This window comes from Mangrovimonas cancribranchiae, from assembly GCF_037126245.1.
GTDB classification, from domain to species: Bacteria; Bacteroidota; Bacteroidia; order Flavobacteriales; family Flavobacteriaceae; genus Mangrovimonas; species Mangrovimonas cancribranchiae.
The window spans coordinates 2,202,018-2,227,741 of the sequence record NZ_CP136925.1; the positions used below are offsets into that span (position 1 = coordinate 2,202,018).

General features: G+C 32.5%; 17 protein-coding genes and 1 CRISPR repeat array. All 17 genes read right to left on the minus strand.

Annotation, left to right across the window (positions count from 1 at the left end; genetic code table 11):
* Positions 1–387: 387 nt before the first annotated feature.
* Positions 388–1,470: a serine hydrolase domain-containing protein gene (locus R3L15_RS10240; protein WP_338731514.1), complete on the minus strand. Its 1,083-nt coding sequence runs from the start codon at positions 1,468–1,470 to the stop codon at positions 388–390.
* Positions 1,467–2,729, minus strand: a complete 1,263-nt coding sequence (locus R3L15_RS10245; RefSeq protein ID WP_338731516.1) for a hypothetical protein — start codon at positions 2,727–2,729, stop codon at positions 1,467–1,469. The genes R3L15_RS10240 and R3L15_RS10245 overlap by 4 nt, the downstream gene beginning before the upstream one ends.
* Before the next feature lie 87 nt (positions 2,730–2,816).
* Positions 2,817–3,944, minus strand: a complete 1,128-nt coding sequence (locus R3L15_RS10250; RefSeq protein WP_338731517.1) for an AraC family transcriptional regulator — start codon at positions 3,942–3,944, stop codon at positions 2,817–2,819.
* A 195-nt stretch (positions 3,945–4,139) separates the two neighbouring features.
* Positions 4,140–4,508 (minus strand): hypothetical protein, encoded by a 369-nt coding sequence (locus R3L15_RS10255; RefSeq protein ID WP_338731518.1) that lies wholly within the window; start codon positions 4,506–4,508, stop codon positions 4,140–4,142.
* 162 nt (positions 4,509–4,670) lie between these two features.
* Positions 4,671–5,063: a hypothetical protein gene (locus R3L15_RS10260; RefSeq protein WP_338731520.1), complete on the minus strand. Its 393-nt coding sequence runs from the start codon at positions 5,061–5,063 to the stop codon at positions 4,671–4,673.
* 53 nt (positions 5,064–5,116) lie between these two features.
* Positions 5,117–8,045: a CRISPR direct-repeat array (repeat unit 46 nt; unit sequence GTTGTGAATTGCTTTCAGATTACTAACTTAGTAGACAAGTCACAGG).
* Positions 8,046–8,153: 108 nt separating this feature from the next.
* Complete coding sequence (gene cas2 / locus R3L15_RS10265) at positions 8,154–8,459, minus strand: CRISPR-associated endonuclease Cas2 (protein ID WP_338731521.1); 306 nt, start codon at positions 8,457–8,459, stop codon at positions 8,154–8,156.
* A gap of 72 nt (positions 8,460–8,531) precedes the next feature.
* Complete coding sequence (cas1, locus tag R3L15_RS10270) at positions 8,532–9,434, minus strand: type II CRISPR-associated endonuclease Cas1 (protein ID WP_338731522.1); 903 nt, start codon at positions 9,432–9,434, stop codon at positions 8,532–8,534.
* On the minus strand, positions 9,431–13,747 hold the full coding sequence (cas9, locus tag R3L15_RS10275; protein WP_338731523.1) for a type II CRISPR RNA-guided endonuclease Cas9: 4,317 nt from the start codon (positions 13,745–13,747) through the stop codon (positions 9,431–9,433). The genes cas1 and cas9 overlap by 4 nt, the downstream gene beginning before the upstream one ends.
* Before the next feature lie 357 nt (positions 13,748–14,104).
* On the minus strand, positions 14,105–14,287 hold the full coding sequence (locus R3L15_RS10280) for a hypothetical protein (protein ID WP_338731524.1): 183 nt from the start codon (positions 14,285–14,287) through the stop codon (positions 14,105–14,107).
* A gap of 3 nt (positions 14,288–14,290) precedes the next feature.
* Positions 14,291–14,569: a hypothetical protein gene (locus tag R3L15_RS10285; RefSeq protein ID WP_338731525.1), complete on the minus strand. Its 279-nt coding sequence runs from the start codon at positions 14,567–14,569 to the stop codon at positions 14,291–14,293.
* A 458-nt stretch (positions 14,570–15,027) separates the two neighbouring features.
* Positions 15,028–15,561, minus strand: coding sequence for a tyrosine-type recombinase/integrase (locus R3L15_RS10290; RefSeq protein WP_338731526.1), 534 nt, complete (start codon positions 15,559–15,561; stop codon positions 15,028–15,030).
* Between the two features lie 49 nt (positions 15,562–15,610).
* Positions 15,611–16,402, minus strand: coding sequence for a hypothetical protein (locus R3L15_RS10295; RefSeq protein ID WP_338731527.1), 792 nt, complete (start codon positions 16,400–16,402; stop codon positions 15,611–15,613).
* 521 nt (positions 16,403–16,923) lie between these two features.
* Entirely contained in the window at positions 16,924–20,634 is a 3,711-nt protein-coding gene (locus R3L15_RS10300; protein WP_338731528.1) for a hypothetical protein, read from the minus strand.
* 311 nt (positions 20,635–20,945) lie between these two features.
* Complete coding sequence (locus tag R3L15_RS10305; protein WP_338731529.1) at positions 20,946–22,244, minus strand: HlyD family efflux transporter periplasmic adaptor subunit; 1,299 nt, start codon at positions 22,242–22,244, stop codon at positions 20,946–20,948.
* A gap of 56 nt (positions 22,245–22,300) precedes the next feature.
* A complete protein-coding gene (locus R3L15_RS10310; RefSeq protein WP_338731530.1) occupies positions 22,301–24,493 on the minus strand; it encodes a peptidase domain-containing ABC transporter in 2,193 nt (730 codons plus the stop codon).
* A 7-nt stretch (positions 24,494–24,500) separates the two neighbouring features.
* Positions 24,501–25,340 (minus strand): TlpA disulfide reductase family protein, encoded by an 840-nt coding sequence (locus R3L15_RS10315; RefSeq protein WP_338731532.1) that lies wholly within the window; start codon positions 25,338–25,340, stop codon positions 24,501–24,503.
* A 159-nt stretch (positions 25,341–25,499) separates the two neighbouring features.
* Positions 25,500–25,724 (minus strand): hypothetical protein, encoded by a 225-nt coding sequence (locus tag R3L15_RS10320; protein ID WP_338731534.1) that lies wholly within the window; start codon positions 25,722–25,724, stop codon positions 25,500–25,502.

Sequence of the window (25,724 nt, forward strand, 5' to 3'; positions counted from 1 at the left end):
CCCTCGATGAGAATTACAGTTACCCTCGATGAGATTTGGAGTATATCGTATAAAAAACTTGGATTTTATTTAGTGTAGAACTTACCGAAAACCGTTATAAAACCTTATTTAGTTGTTGTGAATTGCTTTCAGATTACTACTTTAGTAGATGATTCACAGGGAAAGAAACACGTAATTTTAACCAATTAGAGTTGTGAATTGCTTTCAGATTACTACTTTAGTAGATGATTCACAGGTTGTTGCTAACGGTCTCATATAAGAGCAGTAGCGGATTACCTGCACTTACTTTTCGGGCATTAAGATACTTAATTAAATGCAAAACGGTTCGAGTTTGCACATGAACAGCTATTGCTTTTATACAGTGTTGTGTTTTCGTGCTTTAAATAACTACCGAAAACAAGAATTATCTAACAATATTTTCTCAATTTTTTCAGTGATCTCCATAACTGGATAGGGCCGGACATTGCCTAGAATAATAATTGTCACTTGATCATCTATATAACGATGAATATTACAAATAAAGCCATACATGGACCCACCGTGTCTCACTAATTTTCCTTCAGCTTCACTATTTCTTTTATATGGTTTGATTTTAAACCCATAACCATAACCTCCATACTGACCTGGAGAGCCATCAAAGAGTAAATCCAAGCTTTCTTGATTGAGTAAGTCATTGCCATAAAGACCCTGATCCCATTTTAATAGGTCTAGCACAGTCGAATAAATGTCACCACCTCCCATGGCATAAGCCAAATGGTTTTTTGGGGAAGGAGATAATTTACCTTCTTCAATTTCATATCCTGTTGCCCTGTGTGCTATAAGGTCATTTGTTCTTTGAATTCCGGACTGATTCATTTCAAGAGGTGTAAAAATGAATTGATTCATATATTCTATGTAAGATAGTCCAGATACTCTTTCAACTACCATGGCACATAGCTGATAATTGAGGTTTGAATAATCATACTTAGCACCGGGTTTAGATGATAATTCTATGGTATTGTATAATTCAATTAGCTCTTTGCTACTTATGTCTCTGTATTCCAATTCTGTAATACGGTTTAGGTGAACTGGAAGACCCGAAGAATTTTTCATCAAATAATGAAGTGTAAGCTCACCTGCTTCTCCAGTAAGTTCTGGTATATAGTTTCGCACAGGGGTATGGAGATTTAGTAACCCTTGTTCTAGACATTGCATAACGGCAATGGCCGTAAATGATTTTGTAGCCGAACCTATTAAGAATCCCGTAGACTCGTTGTTTTTGGTTTTCTTGTCCACAGAAGCATATCCAAAACCATTCTTATAAAGAATTTCTCCCTTTTTTGCCACCAAAACCGAACCGTTAAACTTTTTATCCCCATAATATTCCGTAACACATTGATCTATCTGACTGTATATTTCCTTACTGAATTGAGCAGATGTTCTCAGAACGATAAACAGGGGAAGGATGATAAATATTACTATTCTTTTCATTGCTTTAATTCCGAATTAGATGTGTCAAAATGAACAACTTGTATTTCACCATCGTCCTTACCATATTTATAAACTGAATAAGCACGACCATTATCCTTACGATTGGTCAACTCATCTGAAGTTGAGAGATAGCTAATTCTTGAAATTCTTCCTTGATCATCATAATCATAACGAACACCATGATAACCTCTGGTTGCATGTATGCAAGGGTTGCCAACTACATCAAAATACCTCAGGCTTTTCCTTTTGTTGCCTTGCTCATCCCATGTCAGAGAAAGTTTGTGATAACCGGCATTATTGTGTTTAGCTGGATTTCCTTCCGCGTTATAAAAAGTACGCTCTTGAATATTCCCGAACGGATCAAATTTTGTCTTGCTCATGTAAATACCATAAGCGCTGGCCATTACCTGACTTTTTTCGTCCTGATGTTCAAGAGCTACTTCGTAACCGTATACATTAAATTCTTGTTTACCTATAGCCACATTAGGACCGTTCCCGTTTTCTAGTTCATTATTGTTGTTGAGGACGTTCCATTCCAAAAAATTGCCTTGGGAATTAGTGGTTATTCTGTCTTGAGAGGCTCCGGAACTATTTTCTACCAGATTTCCATTCTCATCAATGTTTTGCATTAATGCTATATGCCCAGATGGGTTGAAGTATAATCTTAGGCGGTAAAATTCAAAACCCGGGCGAATCGAAACTTGATTACCTTGCTCATCGTATCGATTTTCAATTATGCTTCCATCATCAAGGTATTCCCATTGATACTCATAAATTCCCCAACTATTTGTTATTCGCTGATTGTTTTTATTCAAAAAATAAAGTCTGTTTCTGAAACCCAAGTCATTATAGGTATACACGAAAAGACTACAGTTGCCAAGTACTTCGTCTGGTTCACCTTGTGTATTGAAGAAAGAAATCGTCTCCGATTCCTCTCTATACTCGAATTTCATAAAATGTGCAAGCGTAAACAAACTGGCCGTATGATTGGGGCCTCTGGGTGTTTTCCCGTTAAAGAAAGAAACAGATACCAATTGGTGCTTTTCGTTATATGAAAACCTGTAATGGTTTCGTTTCATCGCCTCTTCTTTATTTAAAGGGACACTTCCTTTAATGGAGGATAATGGTGTTTCTACAAATTCAACGGTTGAATAATAGAAAGTATGCAGGTCATTACTTTTTTCCTGAGCAATACTGCCACTGTAAACTCCAGGGAAAAAGCTCGTTAAAAGAAGCCATAAAAAACATCTTAATTTCATCTTTGTAATATTTACTGTTCGATTACAAAAATGATGTTTTATCTTCCTTTTAAGAGTTGTTTCAGCAGTTAATGAAGTTTCAATTTATCAATTAGAACCCTTTTTACTGTCTTGTACAAATTGTTTGGGGGTGAGGCCTGTTTCTTTTTTGAAAGCTCGGAAGAAAGTTGATTTTGACTTAAATCCGCACAGTTCTGAAATAGCTTCAATGGTTATATGCTTATTTTCAGGGGATCGGAGTTGAAGCTTTGCTTCCTCTACTCTGAATTGATTGATGTAATCATTAAATCGTATACCTAATCCGTGATTAATGGTTTGTGAGATATAACTCGAGTTGGAATTAAGTTCATCGGAAAGGAGTTGCAAATTAAAGTCAAATTGCTTGTATAATTGCTTCTCTCTTATAACTCGAGAAATTTCTGAAAGCATTTCATCATAACTGTTCTTATTTAAAGAACTAGAAGCATATTTTGATGGAGGTAAGAAAGCAACACCACTATTGACAAGAAGCGCTATGATAGAAAGTAAAGCGATTACACCTGAGAGAAAAAAGATATCAACAGGCCACTCAATCATAGACCAGCCAGATGCCATTTCGAGCCTTTTGTAAATAAGGTTTGAAAACACAGTAAATAAGAAAAAGAATGAAATCACTGTAAGCAGGATGTACAAGAGTATCTTTTTAGGTCTGCTATGGTTATCTTTTGTGAAACGGTAAAACTCAAAGGCGGTCAAACTCACAAATACAAGTGGAATAATTGTTCCCTTCAACAAGGTTTGCCAATTCTTCCAATAGTTAAAAGGTCCAGGTCTGGTATCTTTGTAAAATAGATGGAGATTCTCAAGCTTTTGATCTATACTTAAGCTTAGTGAAGGTAAATAATTGATCAAGATGAAAGCGATTATTGTACTTATCAGTATCCAATGTTTGACGCTCAGTCGAAAATTGGGTCTCGTGATAGAAAGCACAAAGAACAAAAAGACAGGATAAACCAGAAGATTAAAGAATCTACCACTTATATATAAGGCAGGAAAACTATAAATCACCTCACTATGTATAAGTGTTTTATAAAACAACTCATAAGAAAGTAAAAACAGCAGAAAATAGAGAAATAAATACCCACCATCATTTAAACCCTTTCTTAGAATAAAGAATAATGATAAAAAGCTTCCAATACCAAAAAAGCTAAACCCTAATACAGTAAAATAGTCCAATTTTAATAGCTTTTATATTCTGGTAAGTTGTTTTGTCCAAGTGTATTCCATTTTTCTTATGTATTCTTTTAGCATGAAACACAACGGTCTCGTATAACCGTCAGTTACGGGATTAAAGATAATGATTTTCGGTTAAGAACTGACGTTAGCAATTCCGAGTGGATTCGGACGTAGTCGAATCCGCCGTAATTGCGGTTATACATTGTTGTGCACAGTATTTTTATTCAGTTGTTCAAATTCATTGTCCTTTTTCCAAATATAAATCAGACTCGTAACAGAATTAAAAATCACGAGTAGAACTGTCCACATAGTTTTTTTGTCTTTATCAATATTTTTAAAATTCCAAAGTCTATAAATCAAATATGCAATTTGAATTAAAATCAAACCGTTTACAATTGGTGCTTGATATTCAAATCCGATAATATTATTTGTTATCCACTTAAAAAAGTCGATACTCCAGAAAGTAATCAGATAAACTATTCCGACAATTGAAGGAATTGATAAAAGTATTTTAGTCAATTTGGTCATATTCCATAAATTTAAATCTAATTCCGTCACGTTCATTTACGTTCTTTTCGGATATTGTGCACAACGGTCTTGTGTATGATTTCGTTGCGTGTTTCAGGTACTAATTTAGTAAAAAAACAAAGGCGATAATTCAGCGCGAGGATTTTCCGCAAGGAAAATCAGAAGCAATGAATTATACACGTTGTTGGCAACAGTATTTTATTCCGATTTTGCTTTTCTTTTTTCAGCTTTTCGTTTCCGTTTCTCGTCTTTTTTCTTTTTTTTCAAATATTTGTGATGAGCATTAATTGTTTTATTGTCAGCTATTCCAGTTATATCAACTTCATATCCAAGTTCTTTTAATTTCTCTTGGTACTTTTCCATTTTCAGCTTTTTCTGCTCAATTTTTATAAGTTCCTCTTTGGTTTTTTCTTTATTTCTTTCCGCCTTTATTTTTTCGCAATCAACTTCTTTCCATTCAAATTTCTTTTCATAATCAAAGCATCTTTCGTAACATTTTCCAGCTTTCGGATTTGGTGGTAAATCATAATTTTGCGCTTTCAATTGAGGTGTGAAATTCAATATTATAGTCAGAAGTATTATGTTTCTCATTTGTTTTGCGTTTCGTTCGAATATTGTTGCCAACTACTGATATCGTGACTTAAGTTGTGAATTGCTTTCAGATTACTAACTTAGTAGACAAGTCACAGGATACAAGTATAACCAAGTTAGCGACACTTAGTTGTGAATTGCTTTCAGATTACTAACTTAGTAGACAAGTCACAGGACAAGGTGAGTTAATTGGTGTTATGAATAGGTTGTGAATTGCTTTCAGATTACTAACTTAGTAGACAAGTCACAGGATTGTTTTTTACTAAGAATTTATAGTGGGCGTTGTGAATTGCTTTCAGATTACTAACTTAGTAGACAAGTCACAGGCGCCATTGCCAAAAGTATTGCTTCTTTACTGTTGTGAATTGCTTTCAGATTACTAACTTAGTAGACAAGTCACAGGTCTAAAACAAAGGTAGCACCGTCAAACTTGTTGTGAATTGCTTTCAGATTACTAACTTAGTAGACAAGTCACAGGTTTTCCGTAATGCCCCCGTTAACTGTTACAGTTGTGAATTGCTTTCAGATTACTAACTTAGTAGACAAGTCACAGGTATGTATCGGGTAAAAACGGTTGGGATAAAGTTGTGAATTGCTTTCAGATTACTAACTTAGTAGACAAGTCACAGGTGCCTCTAGATTTACTCCTATATATTCTCCGTTGTGAATTGCTTTCAGATTACTAACTTAGTAGACAAGTCACAGGAGCCGTTAGGCAAAATGAAGATGCAGAGGAGTTGTGAATTGCTTTCAGATTACTAACTTAGTAGACAAGTCACAGGTTAGCGTTTAATACTTTATGGTAAATATGGGTTGTGAATTGCTTTCAGATTACTAACTTAGTAGACAAGTCACAGGATAAAACCAACTATTATCAATTGAACGCCAGTTGTGAATTGCTTTCAGATTACTAACTTAGTAGACAAGTCACAGGCGGAGCACGGAGCGGCCGCCCACTGGCTGTGTTGTGAATTGCTTTCAGATTACTAACTTAGTAGACAAGTCACAGGTGATCGTTTAGCTTAGTACGATTTAGTTTAGTTGTGAATTGCTTTCAGATTACTAACTTAGTAGACAAGTCACAGGAATTATATGGCCATGAAAGTAAGTTAATGAGTTGTGAATTGCTTTCAGATTACTAACTTAGTAGACAAGTCACAGGGTAAACACATTTGTTAACGGTATGTTTTCTGTTGTGAATTGCTTTCAGATTACTAACTTAGTAGACAAGTCACAGGCAATCCAACCAAAGGCCATTGGGGAAATAAGTTGTGAATTGCTTTCAGATTACTAACTTAGTAGACAAGTCACAGGAAAGTATAGAAGGTATAAAAGAACGATTAAGTTGTGAATTGCTTTCAGATTACTAACTTAGTAGACAAGTCACAGGTACTTACCGATGAGCAAAAAGAAGCTTTAGGTTGTGAATTGCTTTCAGATTACTAACTTAGTAGACAAGTCACAGGCCTACCGATTATACAGGTAAATTAATAAAAGTTGTGAATTGCTTTCAGATTACTAACTTAGTAGACAAGTCACAGGAGCAGGAAAATTCAAATGATTATGTTTTACGTTGTGAATTGCTTTCAGATTACTAACTTAGTAGACAAGTCACAGGTGTGTTTTGGAAAACCAAGCAACTAAAGAGGTTGTGAATTGCTTTCAGATTACTAACTTAGTAGACAAGTCACAGGAAGGCGCTAACATCGGTAAGATTAAAACTAGTTGTGAATTGCTTTCAGATTACTAACTTAGTAGACAAGTCACAGGCAAATTCAAGTGCTGAAATTAGACGAATTAGTTGTGAATTGCTTTCAGATTACTAACTTAGTAGACAAGTCACAGGTGAAAAAGTTCGCAAAAGAGCTGAACTAATGTTGTGAATTGCTTTCAGATTACTAACTTAGTAGACAAGTCACAGGGGGAAAACAATGTAGGAATAAGCGACAGCTGTTGTGAATTGCTTTCAGATTACTAACTTAGTAGACAAGTCACAGGTCAATTACCAGCCAACGTAAAGCGTATTAAGTTGTGAATTGCTTTCAGATTACTAACTTAGTAGACAAGTCACAGGTTAGATAGGTTCGTAGAAGCTTCAGTAAAGTTGTGAATTGCTTTCAGATTACTAACTTAGTAGACAAGTCACAGGAACTATTAAAACAATTGGTATTGCTAAATAGTTGTGAATTGCTTTCAGATTACTAACTTAGTAGACAAGTCACAGGAAGCCAAAACATAGGCTTTTTAAATAATTCGTTGTGAATTGCTTTCAGATTACTAACTTAGTAGACAAGTCACAGGTTAGATCGGTTTTTATAAAATCATCTATACGTTGTGAATTGCTTTCAGATTACTAACTTAGTAGACAAGTCACAGGATAAAGCAAATTGAATTGTAATATTTCTTCGTTGTGAATTGCTTTCAGATTACTAACTTAGTAGACAAGTCACAGGATTCTGTTAATACTGTTTTAGCCTTTTGTGGTTGTGAATTGCTTTCAGATTACTAACTTAGTAGACAAGTCACAGGAAGTTTGATAGCGGTTTGTTAGGACTTACGTTGTGAATTGCTTTCAGATTACTAACTTAGTAGACAAGTCACAGGTTGTACGACTTATTCTATTGCTGCAATAAGTTGTGAATTGCTTTCAGATTACTAACTTAGTAGACAAGTCACAGGCTACAGTTCTGGGTGAACACCATGCTAACGTTGTGAATTGCTTTCAGATTACTAACTTAGTAGACAAGTCACAGGTAGTGAAGAGCTAAAGAGAATGGGTAAGCTGTTGTGAATTGCTTTCAGATTACTAACTTAGTAGACAAGTCACAGGGTTATTATAGGTGATGCTTATTATGAGTATGTTGTGAATTGCTTTCAGATTACTAACTTAGTAGACAAGTCACAGGATATCAGAAACCGACATTTTAACAGGTGTTGTTGTGAATTGCTTTCAGATTACTAACTTAGTAGACAAGTCACAGGATACCTTTCTTAAAACACTGGTATCCTGTTTTTTACAAACACATTTAGAATAATTAAATTTAAGGTGATAATTTGGATTTTAATTAAGTCTGTCCTAAATTTTAATTTCTAAAATAATTCCAATTGCTGCGAAGGTGGCTCCAAATCGGCTTCTTTTTGACCATGGAATAGCTCCATCATCCCGAACTGTTTGTCAGTTATCTGCATGATGCAAACTTTCCCTTTTTTGGGCAACGCACTTTTGGTACGTTTTATATGCACCGAAGCATTTTCTCTACTAGGACAAAATCGTGTATAAATACTAAACTGAAACATACTAAAGCCATCATCTAATAACCCTTTTCGAAAACGGGTGGCTACTTTACGCTCAGTTAAAGTTTCCGTTGGAAGATCAAAAAACACAAGTACCCACATACTCCTATATTGGTTTAGACGGGTTAAGTACGATGCCATATATTAGTTTCATTTTTAGCCTATAAAAAACTTTTAATAATAATTAAGCTCTGGATACAGGATTTTACGTCTACTGCCTTCAAAACACTCATACAAACTAGACGTGGTTCGGCTCATAGCATTCATTAATGGGCTTCGCTTGCCATCAATTACCACATCCATGGCAGGAATCATCAATAATTCAGACTTGATGTTGGTATTTAGCTCTTCGATATTACACCCACTTTCTACAATATCATACACCAACATATCCACAAAAGGTCTATAAGGCTCCATCACATCATCAGCCAAACAAAAGGCGTTGTATTTGTTATGATGGAAAATGCCCACCGAAGGCAACAACCCACTACTCACCAAAGCACGTGCTGTTACCGCTCGCAAAATAGCATACCCATAATTCAATAAATTATTAGGTGCAACGCCTTTTTGATTGCGACTAAACCCATCGATAGCAAACAAATTTTGGAAATAAAACGCTGCCGCCAAAGCCTCTTGATTTCCTAAATCGCCACTTTTTACGCCCTTTGCATAACGTTTTAAACGTAAAGCGTTTTTTTCTCGAAGCAAAAAATGGTTAGCCTGATTATCAATTTTTGCTACTACCGTTTGCTGCCAAAGCTGCTTTTTAAGTGGAATACTCGCATTAAGCTGGTAACGCATCCGCTCCGTTTGCTCACTATGACCAACCAAAGGTTGTAAAAAACTGCAAGGCAAATGTTGTTTATCGCAAGTAATTACGGCAGTTTTGTTCTGTACCAATTTCATCAACACCCCATTGGTAAGCGTAATCTGTGGATGTTCCAACACCACATAACCCAAATCTTCTATTGGCGTGGTGACTTCTTTTTCATCATCGTCTGGAAAGTTAACCACCAATTGTTCATTTTTAGTGCTTAAATAAGCGGGATTACCAAAAAACAGGGTGCGTTTTATCATTTACTAAGCCAAATTAAATCACCCAATATTGAAACCTCAAAGTCATAATTTTCATAAAGGAAATTCCAGTTTTTTTTACTTAATCCTAAAATTGGTGTTTGTCCTTCAATAACTATTGAAGAGGATTCTGTTTTATATTGTCCAATTTTAGTTTTCAGTTCTTTCACAAAAGCCTTTCCTGTTTTCTGTTCAATCCTTTTTAATCTTGATGAAAAGTCGTCAACTCGTTTTTGATAATCCTTTTTTCTATCTACCGAGTTTTCAATACCGTTATCTTCGGTTATCAATGGAATACCTTGTTCTATTTCACTTTTTTTAACTATTTCATCTTTTATTGATTTAATCTGCACATCAATGTCTGATTTTGACTGAGCTTCTAAATGATATTGTAGCATAATTTTACTACCATCATATTTGAATTGGGTTATACGATACAACCTATTTTTTTGGAACTCTAAATTTTTTCTTTGTTCGTATTCCCTGTCACTATTTAAAACCAAAACTTTTTGCCCTACTTTTAACAATTTAATGTCTGGATAGTTATTTAAATTTGGATGAAACATTTCCATATACAGTTCTGGTGTAAACTTTTTATATAACTTAAACACTTTTGCTACTTCAAAAGAAGCTACTGGAATCATTTTACGCTCAATCTTATCATTTGTGTTTTTTTGAAGCATTACAGCATAAGGAATTGAACCTGCTGCTGAATAATAATAGTTCTTATGCTCATGTTCCGAACGGTAATTGACACGTTGCTTTACAACTTGCCCTGCTTTTGATTTTACTCTAACATGTCTTATTTTATTACCTTGAGGGTCTGTTGCTTGACTTTTTTGAGTTCTTATTATTTCCCTAATGACAGGGTCTATAATATCATCCACTTTAGACAGCACATCTTTTAATGGTTTACGTTCGGTAAACATAAATTCATCTTCACCTGTTTTGTATTTCCAATCTCCGTTTTTACGAATTGGTTGTCCGTCGGGATAACGTTCTACATCTCTTATCTTCCCTATAAATGTTTGCTTGTACAAAGTACTTCTAACAGTATCACCTTGTGATTTTTTTATGAGTCTTTCTCCTTTTTCATCTGTCACAAAATTTCCATATTTGTCTTTCACATACTGTAATTTGCCACGCTTTCTTACTTTTTTTACAGTCTGCTGTAAGATTTTATCCTTTTCATAATTAACAATAAGCGTCTGGTTTTCAATGACATTTATTAATTCTTGTGAGTTAAATGAATCGAAAGGTTTGGTGGTAAATTGCTTACCTTCTCTTTCTTCCATCTTATACATTTTATCCAACAAGGCATCCCTTCGGCTACTGTTCACTGGTATAAGTGTAAGCACAGCAGCATCAATAGCATGGTGTGAATGCTTATTCCTGCTTTTTATCTTATCGGTTTCCTGAAAACCATATATTTTTCTAAACTGAGCAGTCACCTCCCCTTTTTGTACCGCTACTTTTTTAAAATATGTCTTTAAAAACTCTCGTGCATACTTACTTACCATTTGCGTATCTACCAATTGTCTTCTTGCCCAACTATCTTTTACCTCATCAGTTGTAAATCGCTCTACTTTATCCTTCCAGTACTCATAATGCATCCTGAAGTAATGTTTTTCTTGGATACGTTTGTTCTTTTTAGCCTCATCTTCGTTTCCAGTGGACTTTAGCCTGCTTTCGAATAAGGACTTATAATTATCCCTAGTTTTTTCCCATTCCCTTAAGCGTGGTTTTATGGCTGTACCAATACCCGCTAGATCTTCTTCATAATTTTTGCAAAAGAAAGGCATTAATTTTCCTTTATCGTCTCTATTGTATTTAGCATAGCAAACCGTAAGGTTAGCCATGGTATTGTCTGGCAACAGGCTTCTTGGAATAGTGTGTTCCACATCAATCTCATTTGAAAACAATTGCGAAATGGAAATCATTTTTCCTGTGTACATACATTGCCCTTTTTGCTCCATCCATAATTCATATCGTCTAATAGCTTTTTTTTCGCTTAAAATTTCGCTGTTTTTCTTGTTGATAATTTTCTTTCCTGATTCATCAAAAGTCTCTTCAAAGGATTGTTCACACCACAATTCAAAATCACGAATACGCTCTTCAACATTAAATGATTTGTTTTCCTTAACCTTAAACTCTTCTAAGAAATTCCTTATTTTTTCCCGTTTTTTTCGTCGTTCATTTTGATAACGTTCAATAGCTGCTCTCTTATTATTGTCATTCAGTTCTCTTGCCACTTCAACCACTATTTCAGTATCTTCATCTATTTCCCCTTTTAGAATAAGCTCATTAACCAAACGTCTTAAAATGCTCATAGATTTATTAAACATTGGGTTTTTTATACTGTCAATCAACGGTATAGGCAGTATATCTTTACCAGTATTTTTGTCAGTTACCTTAGTGCCATATATATTTTTTCTGTTGGAATGGTGGTATAATTCTCCGTTTAAGTTTATGCCCTGTTTTGATAGTGCTTCACTGAACAAACTAGTCAATGTAGACACTTCTCGATATGCCCTTTTAGAATCGAAGAAAAATTCTTGGTATTCCTTCCCTACTTCACTGATAATGGTTTCTTTATCTTCTCTTTTATCCCAAGAAGTTTTACCAAAATAACCCACACAAGCATTAATTATGTCCCTTTTATCATCCTCGGTGAGTAGGTACTCAAAATCTTTCCATGCTCTTACTGGTTTTCCAGTTTCCCTCCAGTCTTCCACCTCTCCTTTATAAGCATCAATTAAATTATTGGTAATTCCAACAATCATTTTATGCCAGTTATAAAACTCACGACTGCTTTTAGCCAGTTTTAGGATGGTTTCTTTTTGATGTTCCCATTCATTCTCCATTAATTCCGGAAGCTTAGCCAACATAACCGCGTCATTATACAAATAACCTTGCTTTAAAAACGGAATGATTTTCTTTAGCGCCTTTAAGCTTAGGTCGCTATAACCAACAGTTAGCTTGTTTTTTAGAATAACTAATGGTGATAAAGACACTTCTTTCTTATTGCGCTTTACGGTAACATTTTCAATGTTAAGTTTCTCAATTGCAAAACTTTCTAGGTATTCTTCGTCAAAATCAAAAATGGCATGCCAAATATCCAAAATGGAATAACCTTTTATAATTTTTGGTGCATTGCCCATATGGTAATTTTCAATATTCATTAGAGAATCATAAACTAACTCTCCTAATATTTTGATTATCCCGTTGCAAAAAGGCATACCTGAAACACTTGTTTCGTACTTTCCAGTTTTTTTACTCAAAGGATAGTTGTATTTTGCTTTTTGCTTAAGTTTTTTGTCTAAATATCTTCTTATATCTTCAAACTTAAAATTGTCCTTTTTTATAAAAACATCATTAAAAAGCAACTCTCTTAAATCTTGGGACAAACTTTGTTTTTCATCATTTTTATCATAATACTTTATGGTATTTATGAATTGCCAAGCTCTTGATATCTCAAAAATTGGATGAGAGACAGAGCATCTTAATTTTGAGGGTTCTAATGTACATCTTCCAATGGTGCCTTTCTGCGAACGTAAAGGACGTTGCCAAATAATGGCTTTCCACAGGCTCAGTACAAATTGGTCGTGATAGCCATATTTGCCATCTCTGGAAACGTTATACCCTTGTGCCTTACAAATTAATTCAAGTTCGTTTTGGTATTCCTCTCTGTAAGGGTATTCATTTCGTGCTCTTATACCCTTGTCTAAAAATTCGTTTTTTAAGGCTTCGGCAATGGTTCGGTTATTATCAAGTGCTTTTTGAAACCCACTTTCACCTCTTCTTTTAATTTGAGTTTCGGTCTCTTTATCGGATTCCCCAATATCCTTATACCCTCTTCTTTGAACAAGATGGTACAAAACTCTTCCAAATTCATGCTTGGTCAATGGCTCTTCTAACGCATTCACTCTCAATTCGTAAGGATTTTTATACTTTTTCCCTCCTTGATAAGAAAAATCACAGGCCAACCAGCTTAAAAATTTTTCATCTTCAGGAAACTTTCTTACTTGCCCTTTCTTGTACTTGCTCCAAGTTTCTAACTGTAGAATATTTAAAGGTACATATTCACTACCTTCACATAGAATTTCAAGCAACTTCCATTTTCTGTATTTTCTAGCTCTAATAAGATTTCGTTTAGAGCGTGCTTCTCTTCTGTCTCTTGTAGGCGAGCTATATCCACCTTGCCCCTTAACCATTCCCGAAGAAAATGTAATCACTCCTTTTTTAGTAATTTCATCTCCATTTCTAATTGCCCAACCTAATGAAGAGCTTCCTAAATCTAAACCCAATTTTGCCATATTATATTTTTTTCTTAATTTAGTGTCACTGAAAGACAATTCACAACAAGGCTTAAAAGCCACAGAAAATTCTAAACGACTGCCTAGGTAGTCGTTATTTTTTTAAAATTATCCAAATATTTCATTTTTACTTTACAGTTTATCATATAAGCAATTCACAATAAGGATTATTCCGTTGTGAAAACATTTAAGGCGGCATTTTATGTCGCCTTTTTTCTTAACTATGATTCTTGCCTTACAACTCTAAAAATTGAGTCATAAAATATCTATTAAAGGGGGAAAGTTTATAAATGTAAGAAAATTTATACTTAAATAAAAGAGCGTTTTTCTAGGCTAGACTACCTAATCATGTATTCGCTAAATTTTAAACTTTTCTATTAGATATTCTAAAGCTTCATCATCAGAAAACTTTAGAGTACTAATAGTTGCTTTTTTCTGGGGAGCTTGTGGAACAACTTCAGATTTTAGCATATTATATAGCCTTACACGTTCCTCATGAGGAAGTGCCATAGCTACATCATATACTACTGAAGCATCCATAAACTAGCTTAAACGCTTTAATGTATTTCCAACTATGCCTTCGCTAATTTTTAATCTAGAGGCTATTTGAACAGCTAATGTTAACTTTCCTTCAGACCAAAGCTTATCGAACAACATCTTAGGTACAAATCTATATTTTGCCTCTTCTATCCATTGATTCACAGGTCTAACATGAAGATAACCATTGTTACTTTCTTGATTATTTAGTTTTCCTTGCAGAAAATCAATATCATTATTTACAAGCTTCCTGCTTCCGTTCTGAATTATCTTTCTTTCTTCCATATTTATATTATTATGAAATGTGTATCCCATAGCAAATCTCTGACATATTTAGAAACTGTTTTATTGGTTCTTTCTGCCCTTTCAATAAGAACTTGACGTAGATCATCCTCAATACGGATGTTAAATCCTTTTTTATATAAATTTCATTTTTGTTTATAAAGCAAAACTATAAAACACTTCATAGTTGGTGACTGGCTTTGTTAGGGTTTTATTGGGTTTTGTTAGCTTTTGTTGGCTTTTGTTAGCTTTAGTGTAAACTAAATTCAAAACTTCTTTAATTAATTGGAGTATAATTATTCAGTCACGTCAAAAACTAAAGAGAAAATATCTTAATAGTTTTCTCTTATAAACACCTATTGGAATCCTTCTATAATAAAAAAAGTATCCAAAAAAATGGATACTCTTTACATTATACAATTCCTCTAAAATGTAGTAACACAATTATTTAATAAAAATATTTACTCTTGTAAAAAATGTGAGAAGTCTTGCGGTAACTCTGCGTCTATGTCTCTCAAGTATTGTTCTAAAGCTTTCATTGTAGAGTGTCCTGTTATAAGCATCAATTTACTCTTGACAGCATACGGTGTCATGTTAGCTTCCTTTGAAATCTCTTTATATAATTCTGTTATTGTAGTGTGTCTAAAACTATATAAGCCATAATCTTTATTTAAGTTAAAATGGTCTTTTACCTTTTTAAAGCGTTTTGTAAAATAATCTCTTTTACTTGCTTCACTAACCCTCCATTCTCCTCCAATACTTTCTGGAGTAAATAAGTCGGCTTCCTTTGAAAACTTTGACAAATCGGGTAGTTTGTCAATTAATATTTGTGGTATAATTTTCTCTTTAACAAGCTTGTTCTTAGCCTGCACTTGCATTTTCTTATCTTTTAAGTTAAGGTCTTTTACCTTTAAACGACATACCTCTATTGGTCTTAAGAATCCATAAGAAACGAAGTCTACAAATAATGAGAGTATTTCATCATTTTCCTTCATATACGCCTTTATATTTCTAAGTTGTTCAGAGTTGTATGTTTTATTCCTTTTAGGAGACGGATTTTAACTTATTTATCTTTTTTACAAAATTTGCCTGTAATACATCATTATCTATTAGTGTTTCGATAAAGGAGCTTAAGTCTATTCTTGTGTTATTTCTATTTCGTGCACTTGTCTTTTGTAATACATCGTTTAAATATTGTATTACAACTTTTTTGTCTAAAACCATAACACTATCATGCTTCTTAAAACCTTTATCATACAACCATCTATAAAATTGGTTAATGCGACTCTTATACTTTGGATAGGAGTTTTCGTTAAGCACCTTTTTCTTTGTCTTTAGCACTAAATCTTTTGCTTCTTCTAAAGATATTATATTCTCATCAGGAATATTGGTAAGACTTTTATCATGATTTACATGATTCTTTAGAGGCTCCTTAGGTGCCTGCTCTACCTTTATTGTTTCTGGTTCCCCCATAAGCCTCCTTTTAACATGAGAATTATCTTCTTTGTAAGGGTTATAACCAGCGTCCAAAACATTTAAGAGTTGTCGTTGTATAGGTTTTAGTATTTTAAGTCTATGTCTTTTAGTAGAAAAACGATTAGCTGATGCCTTAATCCGTTTTTGTTGTTCCAGATAACCCGTTTTAGGATTTCGGAAAGAATAATAGACATACCAGTCCTTTTTAAGAGCTGCTTTTTTCTCTTTTGAAGTAAGTTTAGACCAGCGAGTTACATCTACACCACCAGTGTAAATTTTAGGTTCGTTGTAGTTGGGTTTCATAGTAAAATCATGTACTGAATCATGTACCTGCAATATAAAACTTAAAACTGAAGACATAAAAAAAAGGATTGTGAGAACACAACCCTTTGATTTTACTGGCCTTAGGCCTTTGTAGCGGGAACTGGACTCGAACCAGTGACCTTCGGGTTATGAGTTTGAAACCCAAAAACGCAAACCTACTGTTTTTCAGTATTTTACTCTCACTGATTTTCCAAAATCGTATGCACTTTCGTATGCAGTTTGGAGTTGTAGTTAAACAATAAAACTTATCTGTAAATATAATTCATTTTTCTATATAATCTTGCCATTTTATCAATATGTATTTTTCAACATTATGTTCATTCTTTTTTAAAAGCCCATGTTCATAAATAGTTGTCTCCTTTATGGCTTTCCCAATAATGAGTAGAAAATTTGGGGCAAACCTCTCTTGTTATAACTCTTACAGTTACTTTAACCACCTTATTTTATTCCAATAAAGAACAATCCAATTATAAGGCACTCTCTTGCAAAAGTATTACACAATAAATAAATCTAGGTTTTAAGAATATCGGATATCTAATTTGAATAAATAATTCTTTTTAATATTTAGCAACTACTTTAATAGAATCTTTTATGTATTCATAAGACGCTATTAAGTCTCTTGATTTTAAATTTTCTACAAGTTTTGTATTATCCCTTGTTAATTTTATTTTAGGTCTCTTTCGAGTAACCACCATTTTATTATATGGATATGATAATAAGCTGACTAGAGTTTTAACTTCACCTTTATTCAAGTCTTCAAAATACTTATTCAACAAAATAATTTTTGACTCATTTTTCTTACCATTCACAAAGAGACTATTAAGCAACTTATAACTTAAAACAACTTTCCTTGAAGCAGATAAAACCTCACACAATAAAGCTGACAAATCTTTATTACCAACAATAAGGTTTTCACTTATTAAAGGTACTAAACTAGCTAAATCATCCTTATTCGTTTTATTATTTTTTATTAACTGAATAAAATCTTCCGAATCAAAATCATATTCAGAAACAGTCGTCAAAAACTCATTAATAAACTTTTCAATAAGATTGATATGCTTGTGAGGAAAATGAAGTTTCAGTAAGTTATAATTCGAAGTGGTCAAATTCAAAAACCTATCCTCAATCATAAAACCAACTTTATTACTAGATAAGTTTTCAAACCCCAAAGAATTATACTTATAGGGAATAGATTTTATTATTTTTGAAAAAGCTTCATCAGAAATCTCATTAGTCAATAATAACATCTTTGAAATAGTCTTAATATAGTCGCTATCTCTATCTTCAACATCATTAAGTTTGCTTTTAGAAAGCTCCTCGACCACTTCTTCTTCATTTAAATAACCAACCAAAACCTCATCAAATCCCTTACCTACGCCATCTTCTTCTTTAACACCAATAGAATCATAATATTCAAATACATTGTTCCAACTATTAGCAATCTTAATCTCATCGACAAGATATTCTTTGATATTCAAATCAACAACTTCATTCAAGTTTTCAACGTAAAGATTAGACTTATTTATTAATTCAATTCTTGAATCTTCATCAATATTAGAATTATTAAGAAGTTTTAAATAAGACCTTTCATCTTCATCAAAATCATCTAAATCAAAAACAACATCCTCAATGTAAGTATTAATTTTCTCTTCCACGTAATTAATTAACCCTGTTAATTTAGAGTTTAAAACATTTTTATAACTAGGTACAATTTCAGCCTCGCTAAAAACATCAGAAGCTTTAGCCAATAATAGGGTTTTAATATTATTTGAGTTTAACTCATACTGACTTTCATTATACACATAATCAAAAACAACCTCATTTTCATTAGTTGGACTAGTTAGATGTTTTAACTTTAATTTCAGCTCTTCAATTACCTTTATAAGTTTGTCTGCATTGACATTACTTGCAATTTTATCGAAAAAATCTATTTTATTTTCAACATAAGGTTTCAGGTTTGATTCATTCATCTGAATCCAAATATCATAAGCATCAGCATTATTCAACAATAATTGCAAGTACTCATCCTTTCTTTCAACTGTATAATCAGAATTAACTTCTAAAAAATTCCAAAAACCTTTCCATTTATTACATAATAACCTAATAAATGTAGAAACCTGTTTACCATTTTCAACATAGCCATCAACAAAACCATTGTCAGACTTTTTAATAATATTTTTAAAAAATAAATTTAGCTCCACCTGATAAGCTAATTCATTGGTTAGTATAAAATCAAGTAAACTATAATTAAAAATCGCATTAGAATTAAAGTTTCTTAATTGATTTTTATTTGAAAGTCGTTTTAGTAGTTTTTCAATATTCTTAAGCTTAAAAGAAAAATCATTAGCAACCCCACTTAAAACACCTTGAAGAAAGTCGTAATCTTGTTTAGTTAGACTTATTTCGTGAAAATAAGATATATAGTCAGAATATTGCTCATTAATATATCCTTCACTTACAAGATAGACAATCAACTTATCTTCTAAATAATTTCCAAAAACTTCCTTTTTATCACTCTTTTCAATAATATCACTTAAAGTTAACTGTCTAATTTTTTCCTTTTCCCTTTTTAAATCTTCAATTTTCTTTGAATGATTATCAAGCGTCTCTTTGTTTAAACTAGACAACCTCATATCAAATGTTAGATTGGGATTAACCTTTTTTTCAATATCATTAAAACCTTTACCAGACATCTCTTCTCTTCTATTAGATGTAAAAGAACTTCTAACAAGGTTGTGGTTACTAAATGTAATAATCTTGATATTTTTAGTTGATTTTAACTTATCAAAGTTTTCTTTCTTTACTAGTTCATTCCCTCCTAGTATTTCACCATCAATTTCCACTAATATGGCTTTAGGTATAAGTTCAAATAATGCATTTACATAAACAGCTCTTAATTCATTTTCATTTTTTATTTGCTCTTTTTTTACTTTTTCAATTTTCAGTCTTATTTCTTCAATTTTATTCTCAATCTCTTTTTCATTCTCTTTAATTAAGCCATCTTTTTTAGAGATTAATTCAAACAACTTTCCTTTATTATTATTTAATTCAGAAAAATCTTTAGGATATAGGTTTTTATATATTACCATAGCGAAAAGCTTATCTTGCAATAAGCTATCGCTTAAATTATCTTTATAAATTAAATATTCATTCCAAATATTCTTTAACAATCTCATATCATTTATAAAAAATGAAACCTCATCTATAAAATCTTCATCGGGTTTTTTATCTGAATCTAAATTGTTTAATTTCTCGATTAACTTTTCATTCGCATTAGAGGGATTTATTATTGGTATGACTGGAATAAGAAAATCAAAAAACTTTGTTCTATGTTTATAATCTTCAAAAAGGTCATCACGTACTGCATATACAAAGACTACTCTTTTACCAACTTGCTCAGAGCTGTTCAACAATAAATTAATCTCTCTTAATTTGCTAAATATCTCTGTGTTTTCAAACCTATCCAAATCCTCTATTACAATAACATTAAACGGAGTTTTCTCAAAAAAATAAATTATTTCATCAATATTTTTATTAATGATTGATTGGTCAATATTATCGTTAAGTTCAAAGTCCCAACTCTGAACATTGAGTTTATTTAACTTACTATTATTCAAAACTCTAACTATTTTTCCAGCAAACAAGCCTAGACCAAGTAAAATAAGTAACAATGCTACATACTGAAAATATATAAACTCCCAGTTTTCAGGAATGATTTTAAGCACTAAACTTTCCTTGAATAATATAAAATAAGAGATAATCCATAATACAACAGAAAATGATATTCCTCCTATTCTCCACTTACTCAAACTCTTAATCCTTCTAAATCTTGAATCAGGAATTTTGTTATGCTTTACGTGATAAAAAAGTTGTTGCAAAATACTTAACTCCAACAATCTTTCTAAATCATCAATCTCATCACTTTCCCCATTAGTCTCAACTGGTTTAAAAGCAGCTAATGAAATGTTTAAATAATGATATTTAGGTGGAGGATTTAGTTTTTGAAAAGTTTTTATAATACTACTTTTACCTGAACCATAAACTCCTGTTAAAGCAATATTCTTTATTTCTTCATCTTCTAGCGCAACTTTAAGAGCATTATTGTAAACAGAAATGTCTTCTTCACTCAAAACAGTTGGTGATAAAGAATCATAATCATTTGTTTCTTTCTCAACTTTTTCTTTTAGAAAACTACTCTTTAAAACTTTTTTTAGTTCTTTAAAAAATGATTTGATATTTTGGAGGTTGATTTTGTAATTTTTTAGCATTATGATATAGTTTTACAATCTACTTTACTTATATTTTTTAAATCGGTAGTTATAAAAACACAAATGAATTCTGATTTTTTAAAAAGTTAACGAGGTTATATATCTTGTTGTTTTTAATTTTTTACAGATTTGACTCAAAATACGTAAAGTAAGAATAAATTTTACTTTTTATCTACTTATTTAATTTCCTCAAAATTTGTGACAATGTATACTTCCAACTATAAATCTTACAGTTTCCTCTATGCTGATAAATATTAATCAAGCTTTTTTAAACACTACTTAATTCATCAATTATCAACCTTAATTCACACTTAATTTTTTAAAACAGATCGAAGCTGATAAAGGAATCGTTCTATTAATCTCAAATCTTCCGTAATAATTTCTGCTGAACCTCGCATTTCTTGCTTGAAGTCAATTTCTTTGTTATAGGATGTGACCAATTTTTGGGGAAGCTCAACATCTATATAATAAAATCCTTCAGAGTCAGCAATAAGCGATATGTTTTTAACCGTTCCGTTAAGTACTCCGAATTCAGTATCTGGATAATTTTCAAGTTTGATATTGACTTGTTGCCCAACTTTAATCTTTCCAGAGTTTTGAACTGGTGTTTTTAATTTGGCTACGTAAGATTCATTATCACTTGGAATAATCGTAAATACCAAATCCCCTTGATTTACCGTTTGATTAACGCTCCAATAGTTTAAAAAAGACACCTTACCTTGTATTTCAGATTGCAATACATAAAGATATTCCCAATCCTTAATAGCCTTTTTTAATTGGTTAAAGGATTGTATGACATTTTTAAGCAAGGTCATTTCTTCCTTGACCTGATTGATTTCTGTTCCTTTTGAAGTTTTGTGAGCATTACTTATGGCTTCACGGATTTGCGATATAGAGGACTCAAAATTTTTAAAATTGCGTTCTGCTTGAGCATATTCCAATTGTTTACTTTCAAAATCCTGTGCTGAAATAATCCCTTTTTCAAATAAAGACCTGTTTCGTTCTAAATCTTTTTCTTTAAACTCCAATTCTGTTCTGTTAATTTCCTTTTGCGATTGTAAACTCCGTAGTCTATTGTTTAATTCGGAAACAGAATAGCTATTGGCTATGGCTTCATTCGTAAAAGGCTGCAACTGTTTGTTCAATTGGTATTGGATGTAGCTATTTTCAAAGAGTGCATATTGCGATTCAATATCTCCTAAAAACAACATTGGAACACTATCAATAGGGAAGCTAAAGTTTCTTGTATTAACCTTAATGGTATCTATTATGGATTTTAATTTAAAAACATCTTGATAATTAGCGGTATTCTCTATAATGGCCAATGGTTGTTTTGTATGTACCAATTCGTTTTCTGTTACTAGGATAGCATCAAACTTGCCTGTAACTTTTGCATATTCTTTTTGAGGTGGCACTTGTGTTGTTACTGTTGCATCTGAAACAATAATATCTGGATATTTTACAAACCAGGAAATAAGCAGCAATAATATTATTAACGAAAGAAACAGCATATTTCCCCAACGAATCATCCAATGTGGTACTTTGGTCAGGATTTCCTGTACTTCCTCACTTCGTAATTCTATGTTGTCTAAAGTTTTGTTTTCTGGCATGAGCCCATCTGTCTTTCAAACATCTTCCCAAAGGGAAGAATTAATCTATATTAATTTTAACTCCCTAACTCTAATTGATTTTTGACCAAATTGTAATAATCTCCCTTATGTTTTATCAACTCATTATGGTTTCCGACTTCAGTAATTTTTCCATTGTCCAAAACCACAATTTGGTGTGCATTTTTTACTGTACTTAACCTATGGGCAATGACCACAACAGTCTTGTTTTCAAAAAAGGCATCGAGTTTTTCCATAATGACTTTTTCATTATTGGCATCCAACGCCGAGGTAGCTTCATCAAAAAACAAAAAGTTTGGGTTTTTATAAACCGCTCTTGCAATTAACAAGCGTTGTTTTTGCCCTGTACTTAATCCAACACCTTCCATCCCAATTTTGGTATTGTAAGATAATGGCAAGGTTTCAATAAACTCTTTAATATTGGCTACATCTACCGCATGCGCCAATTTTTGCTTATCTACATAATCTTCTCCAACAGCAATATTGTTGGCAATGGTATCATTAAAAATATAACCTTCTTGCATCACTACGCCACATTCATCCCTCCAAGTTTTTTGAGAAATGCTTTTAAGGTCATAATTGCCCAATTTGATGTTTCCTTCAATAGGGTCATAAAACTTTAAGAACAGCTTCATTAAAGTTGTTTTACCACTACCACTAACTCCTACAATAGCAGTCACTTTATTGGCTGGTATGCTTACATTTAATTCCTGAAGAACCATTTGGTCTGAACCTGTATAACGGAAAGACAAATTAGAAACCATAATATCAGCTTCTTCATCAATATCCTTTACAAAATCAATACCTGTTGGTTCTTCATCTTCCTTGCTATGGATTTCGGACAAACGATCCAAGGATATTTTGGCATCCTGAACCTCTCGAATAAAATTAATGAGTTGTGAAATAGGTGAGTTTAATTGTCCAACTATATAGCTTATCGCCAACATCATACCTAGGGTAATATCACCATCAATTACTAATTTTGCAGAAAGAAAGGTTATTAGAATATTCTTCAGTTCATTAATAAAACCAGAACCTACACTTTGATATTGTTCCAAAGCTAATCCCTCAATGGAAACTTTAAACAATCGTGTCTGAACAAATTCCCAACCCCAACGTTTTTGCTTTTCGGCATTGTGTAGTTTTATTTCTTGCATGCCATTAATGAGTTCAATGACCTTACTTTGCTCTTGGCTTACCTGTGCAAAACGTTTATAATCTAAATCCTTACGCTTTTTAAGAAATACGGTTATCCAAACAAAATACAAGAAGCTTCCCAATACAAAAACACCAAAGATTTGTAGGTTGTAATAGGCCAACACAAAACTGAATACAAATAAATTGACCATTGAAAATAAAACATTCAAGGAAGACGTTGTCAATATGCGTTCTATACGTTTATGATCATTTATACGTTGTAAAATATCCCCTGTCATTCTAGTATCAAAAAACGCAATGGGCAAGTTCATAAGCTTAATAAAAAAGTCTGAAACCAAAGAAATATTGATGCGTGTGCTTAAATGCAACAAAATCCAACTACGTATTACCTCGATGGACGCTCTACCTATAAACAACGCTAACTGCGCAAAGAGTATTAAGTATATAAAGTGAACATCTTGGTTTTTAATACCAACATCTACAACACTTTGGGTTAAAAACGGAAAAATAAGCTGTAATAAACTTGCAGCAATAAGACCAATGACCAATTGCCATAAAAATTGTTTATACTTAAAAACGTATTTACTTAAGAATGTAAGGCCTAACCCTTCGGTTTCAGTATCAAATTCTGTACTGTAAAGTTTAGGTGTTGGTTCCAATAATAATGCAATACCCTCTTGGGTTTGTTCATTGGCATTGTTACCTATCCAATGCTTCAAAAATTCCTCTTTATTATAATTTATTAAACCATGAGCAGGGTCTGAAATATAATAGTGTTCTTTTTTAACTTTATAGAGAACCGCAAAATGGTTTTTATTCCAATGTATGATACATGGTAAAGAAATATCAGTAATAGTATTCAAATCAATCTTTACACCTAAAGATCTAAACCCCACTTTTTCAGCAGCCTCACTTAAGCCCAATAAACTACTTCCTTCTCTTGTTGTTTCACTTAAAAATCTTATTTGCTGAATGGAAATAACCTTATTATAGTATTTAGCTATAATTTTCAAACATGTTGGCCCGCAGTCTTTTAAATCTCGCTGTTTGTAAAACGGAAATTTTTTTTTCAATATTCTTTTAACTTTTTAAACCTTCAGCAGGAGGAGGAGGAGGAGGTAATTTTTCTTCTTCCTTATTGTTTTTAACTTCTTCAAGATTACTCACATCAATAGGTAATTCTTCAATATTATTTACCACTTTTTTTATGGTTCCATTTTTGTCAACCAATATATGAGTTGGGTATGTACTTGTTTTCAGCTGTTCTTTAATAAACGTTTTTTGTTTCGGGATGACTATATATTCAAATGGTTTTTCAGCCAAAAATGCAGTTAATTTTTCTTTTGTATCAAGTGCTAAACTGATAAAAACAGTATCTCTTTTCCCTTCATGATTCTTAACAAGCTGATTGAGTATAGGAAATTCTTCCACACAAGGTTTACAACCGATAAACCAAGTTTTAAAAAAAATGGTTTTTCCTTTTAAAGATGCCTTGGTGTAGGTCCTTCCATTTATATCGGTAAAAGAAAAATCTGGAAAAGGGGTATTCTCCATCAAAAAATAATTAAGTCTGATTTCCGCTAGTCTAGACATATATGATTGAATTGTATCGTTAGTTGTATTGAAAAGTTGATAGTATGTCTTAGAATTTGAGGTGTTTTTTAATTTTATAGGTATAAACTTACCCGTTGTTAGCATTTTTAAAAAAGTTCCCTCGTCAACAATACTTCCTTTATTGTTTAAGGGTACAAATTCAGAAGAAAGTACCACCGATTCGTGCTGATAATTATACCATTTAAAAAAGTTAGTATTCAATGTGGTAACATCTATATTAGGAGTACCATATTTCATTTCAGAATTACATGAAATAAAAACAATACTAAATAAAAAAAGAAAAAAGATTTTGCATTTTACTTTCATGAGAATAAATTTTAATTAAACAATACATTTGTATTTTAAAATGTTCAACATTTCAATAGATTTTTTAAATTAAAATCATTAAGCATTATCTAGGTGCTAAAGATTCATAACAGTACTTTTTAATGAGGTGGTTTTAGAACCACCTCATTAATTACTACATTAGTTGCATGCTTCTTCGAGTCCGCACATTTTAGCAGAAGATCCTGATTCACAGACTGGAACACCCACTTCTGCACAAGTACTACAAACGCTTGGATTATTATCATAGCAACACTTGTAGCAATCTCCAATGGAACCACCATCCCTAACTCCACCACTTATAACCTTAAGTTGTGGCTTGTTCAAGACAGTTATCCCATCCATGTTTAAAACTTCTTTTAACAT

Excerpts from the sequence above, each read along its gene's own strand:
- R3L15_RS10240 (WP_338731514.1), bottom strand. The coding sequence starts at position 1,470 with ATGAAAAGAATAGTAATATTTATCATCCTTCCCCTGTTTATCGTTCTG.
- R3L15_RS10245 (WP_338731516.1), bottom strand. The coding sequence starts at position 2,729 with ATGAAATTAAGATGTTTTTTATGGCTTCTTTTAACGAGCTTTTTCCCT.
- R3L15_RS10255 (WP_338731518.1), bottom strand. The coding sequence starts at position 4,508 with ATGAACGTGACGGAATTAGATTTAAATTTATGGAATATGACCAAATTG.
- R3L15_RS10260 (WP_338731520.1), bottom strand. The coding sequence starts at position 5,063 with ATGAGAAACATAATACTTCTGACTATAATATTGAATTTCACACCTCAA.
- cas2 (WP_338731521.1), bottom strand. The coding sequence starts at position 8,459 with ATGTGGGTACTTGTGTTTTTTGATCTTCCAACGGAAACTTTAACTGAG.
- cas1 (WP_338731522.1), bottom strand. The coding sequence starts at position 9,434 with ATGATAAAACGCACCCTGTTTTTTGGTAATCCCGCTTATTTAAGCACT.
- cas9 (WP_338731523.1), bottom strand. The coding sequence starts at position 13,747 with ATGGCAAAATTGGGTTTAGATTTAGGAAGCTCTTCATTAGGTTGGGCA.
- R3L15_RS10280 (WP_338731524.1), bottom strand. The coding sequence starts at position 14,287 with ATGGATGCTTCAGTAGTATATGATGTAGCTATGGCACTTCCTCATGAG.
- R3L15_RS10285 (WP_338731525.1), bottom strand. The coding sequence starts at position 14,569 with ATGGAAGAAAGAAAGATAATTCAGAACGGAAGCAGGAAGCTTGTAAAT.
- R3L15_RS10290 (WP_338731526.1), bottom strand. The coding sequence starts at position 15,561 with ATGAAGGAAAATGATGAAATACTCTCATTATTTGTAGACTTCGTTTCT.
- R3L15_RS10295 (WP_338731527.1), bottom strand. The coding sequence starts at position 16,402 with ATGTCTTCAGTTTTAAGTTTTATATTGCAGGTACATGATTCAGTACAT.
- R3L15_RS10300 (WP_338731528.1), bottom strand. The coding sequence starts at position 20,634 with ATGCTAAAAAATTACAAAATCAACCTCCAAAATATCAAATCATTTTTT.
- R3L15_RS10305 (WP_338731529.1), bottom strand. The coding sequence starts at position 22,244 with ATGCCAGAAAACAAAACTTTAGACAACATAGAATTACGAAGTGAGGAA.
- R3L15_RS10315 (WP_338731532.1), bottom strand. The coding sequence starts at position 25,340 with ATGAAAGTAAAATGCAAAATCTTTTTTCTTTTTTTATTTAGTATTGTT.
- R3L15_RS10320 (WP_338731534.1), bottom strand. The coding sequence starts at position 25,724 with ATGTTAAAAGAAGTTTTAAACATGGATGGGATAACTGTCTTGAACAAG.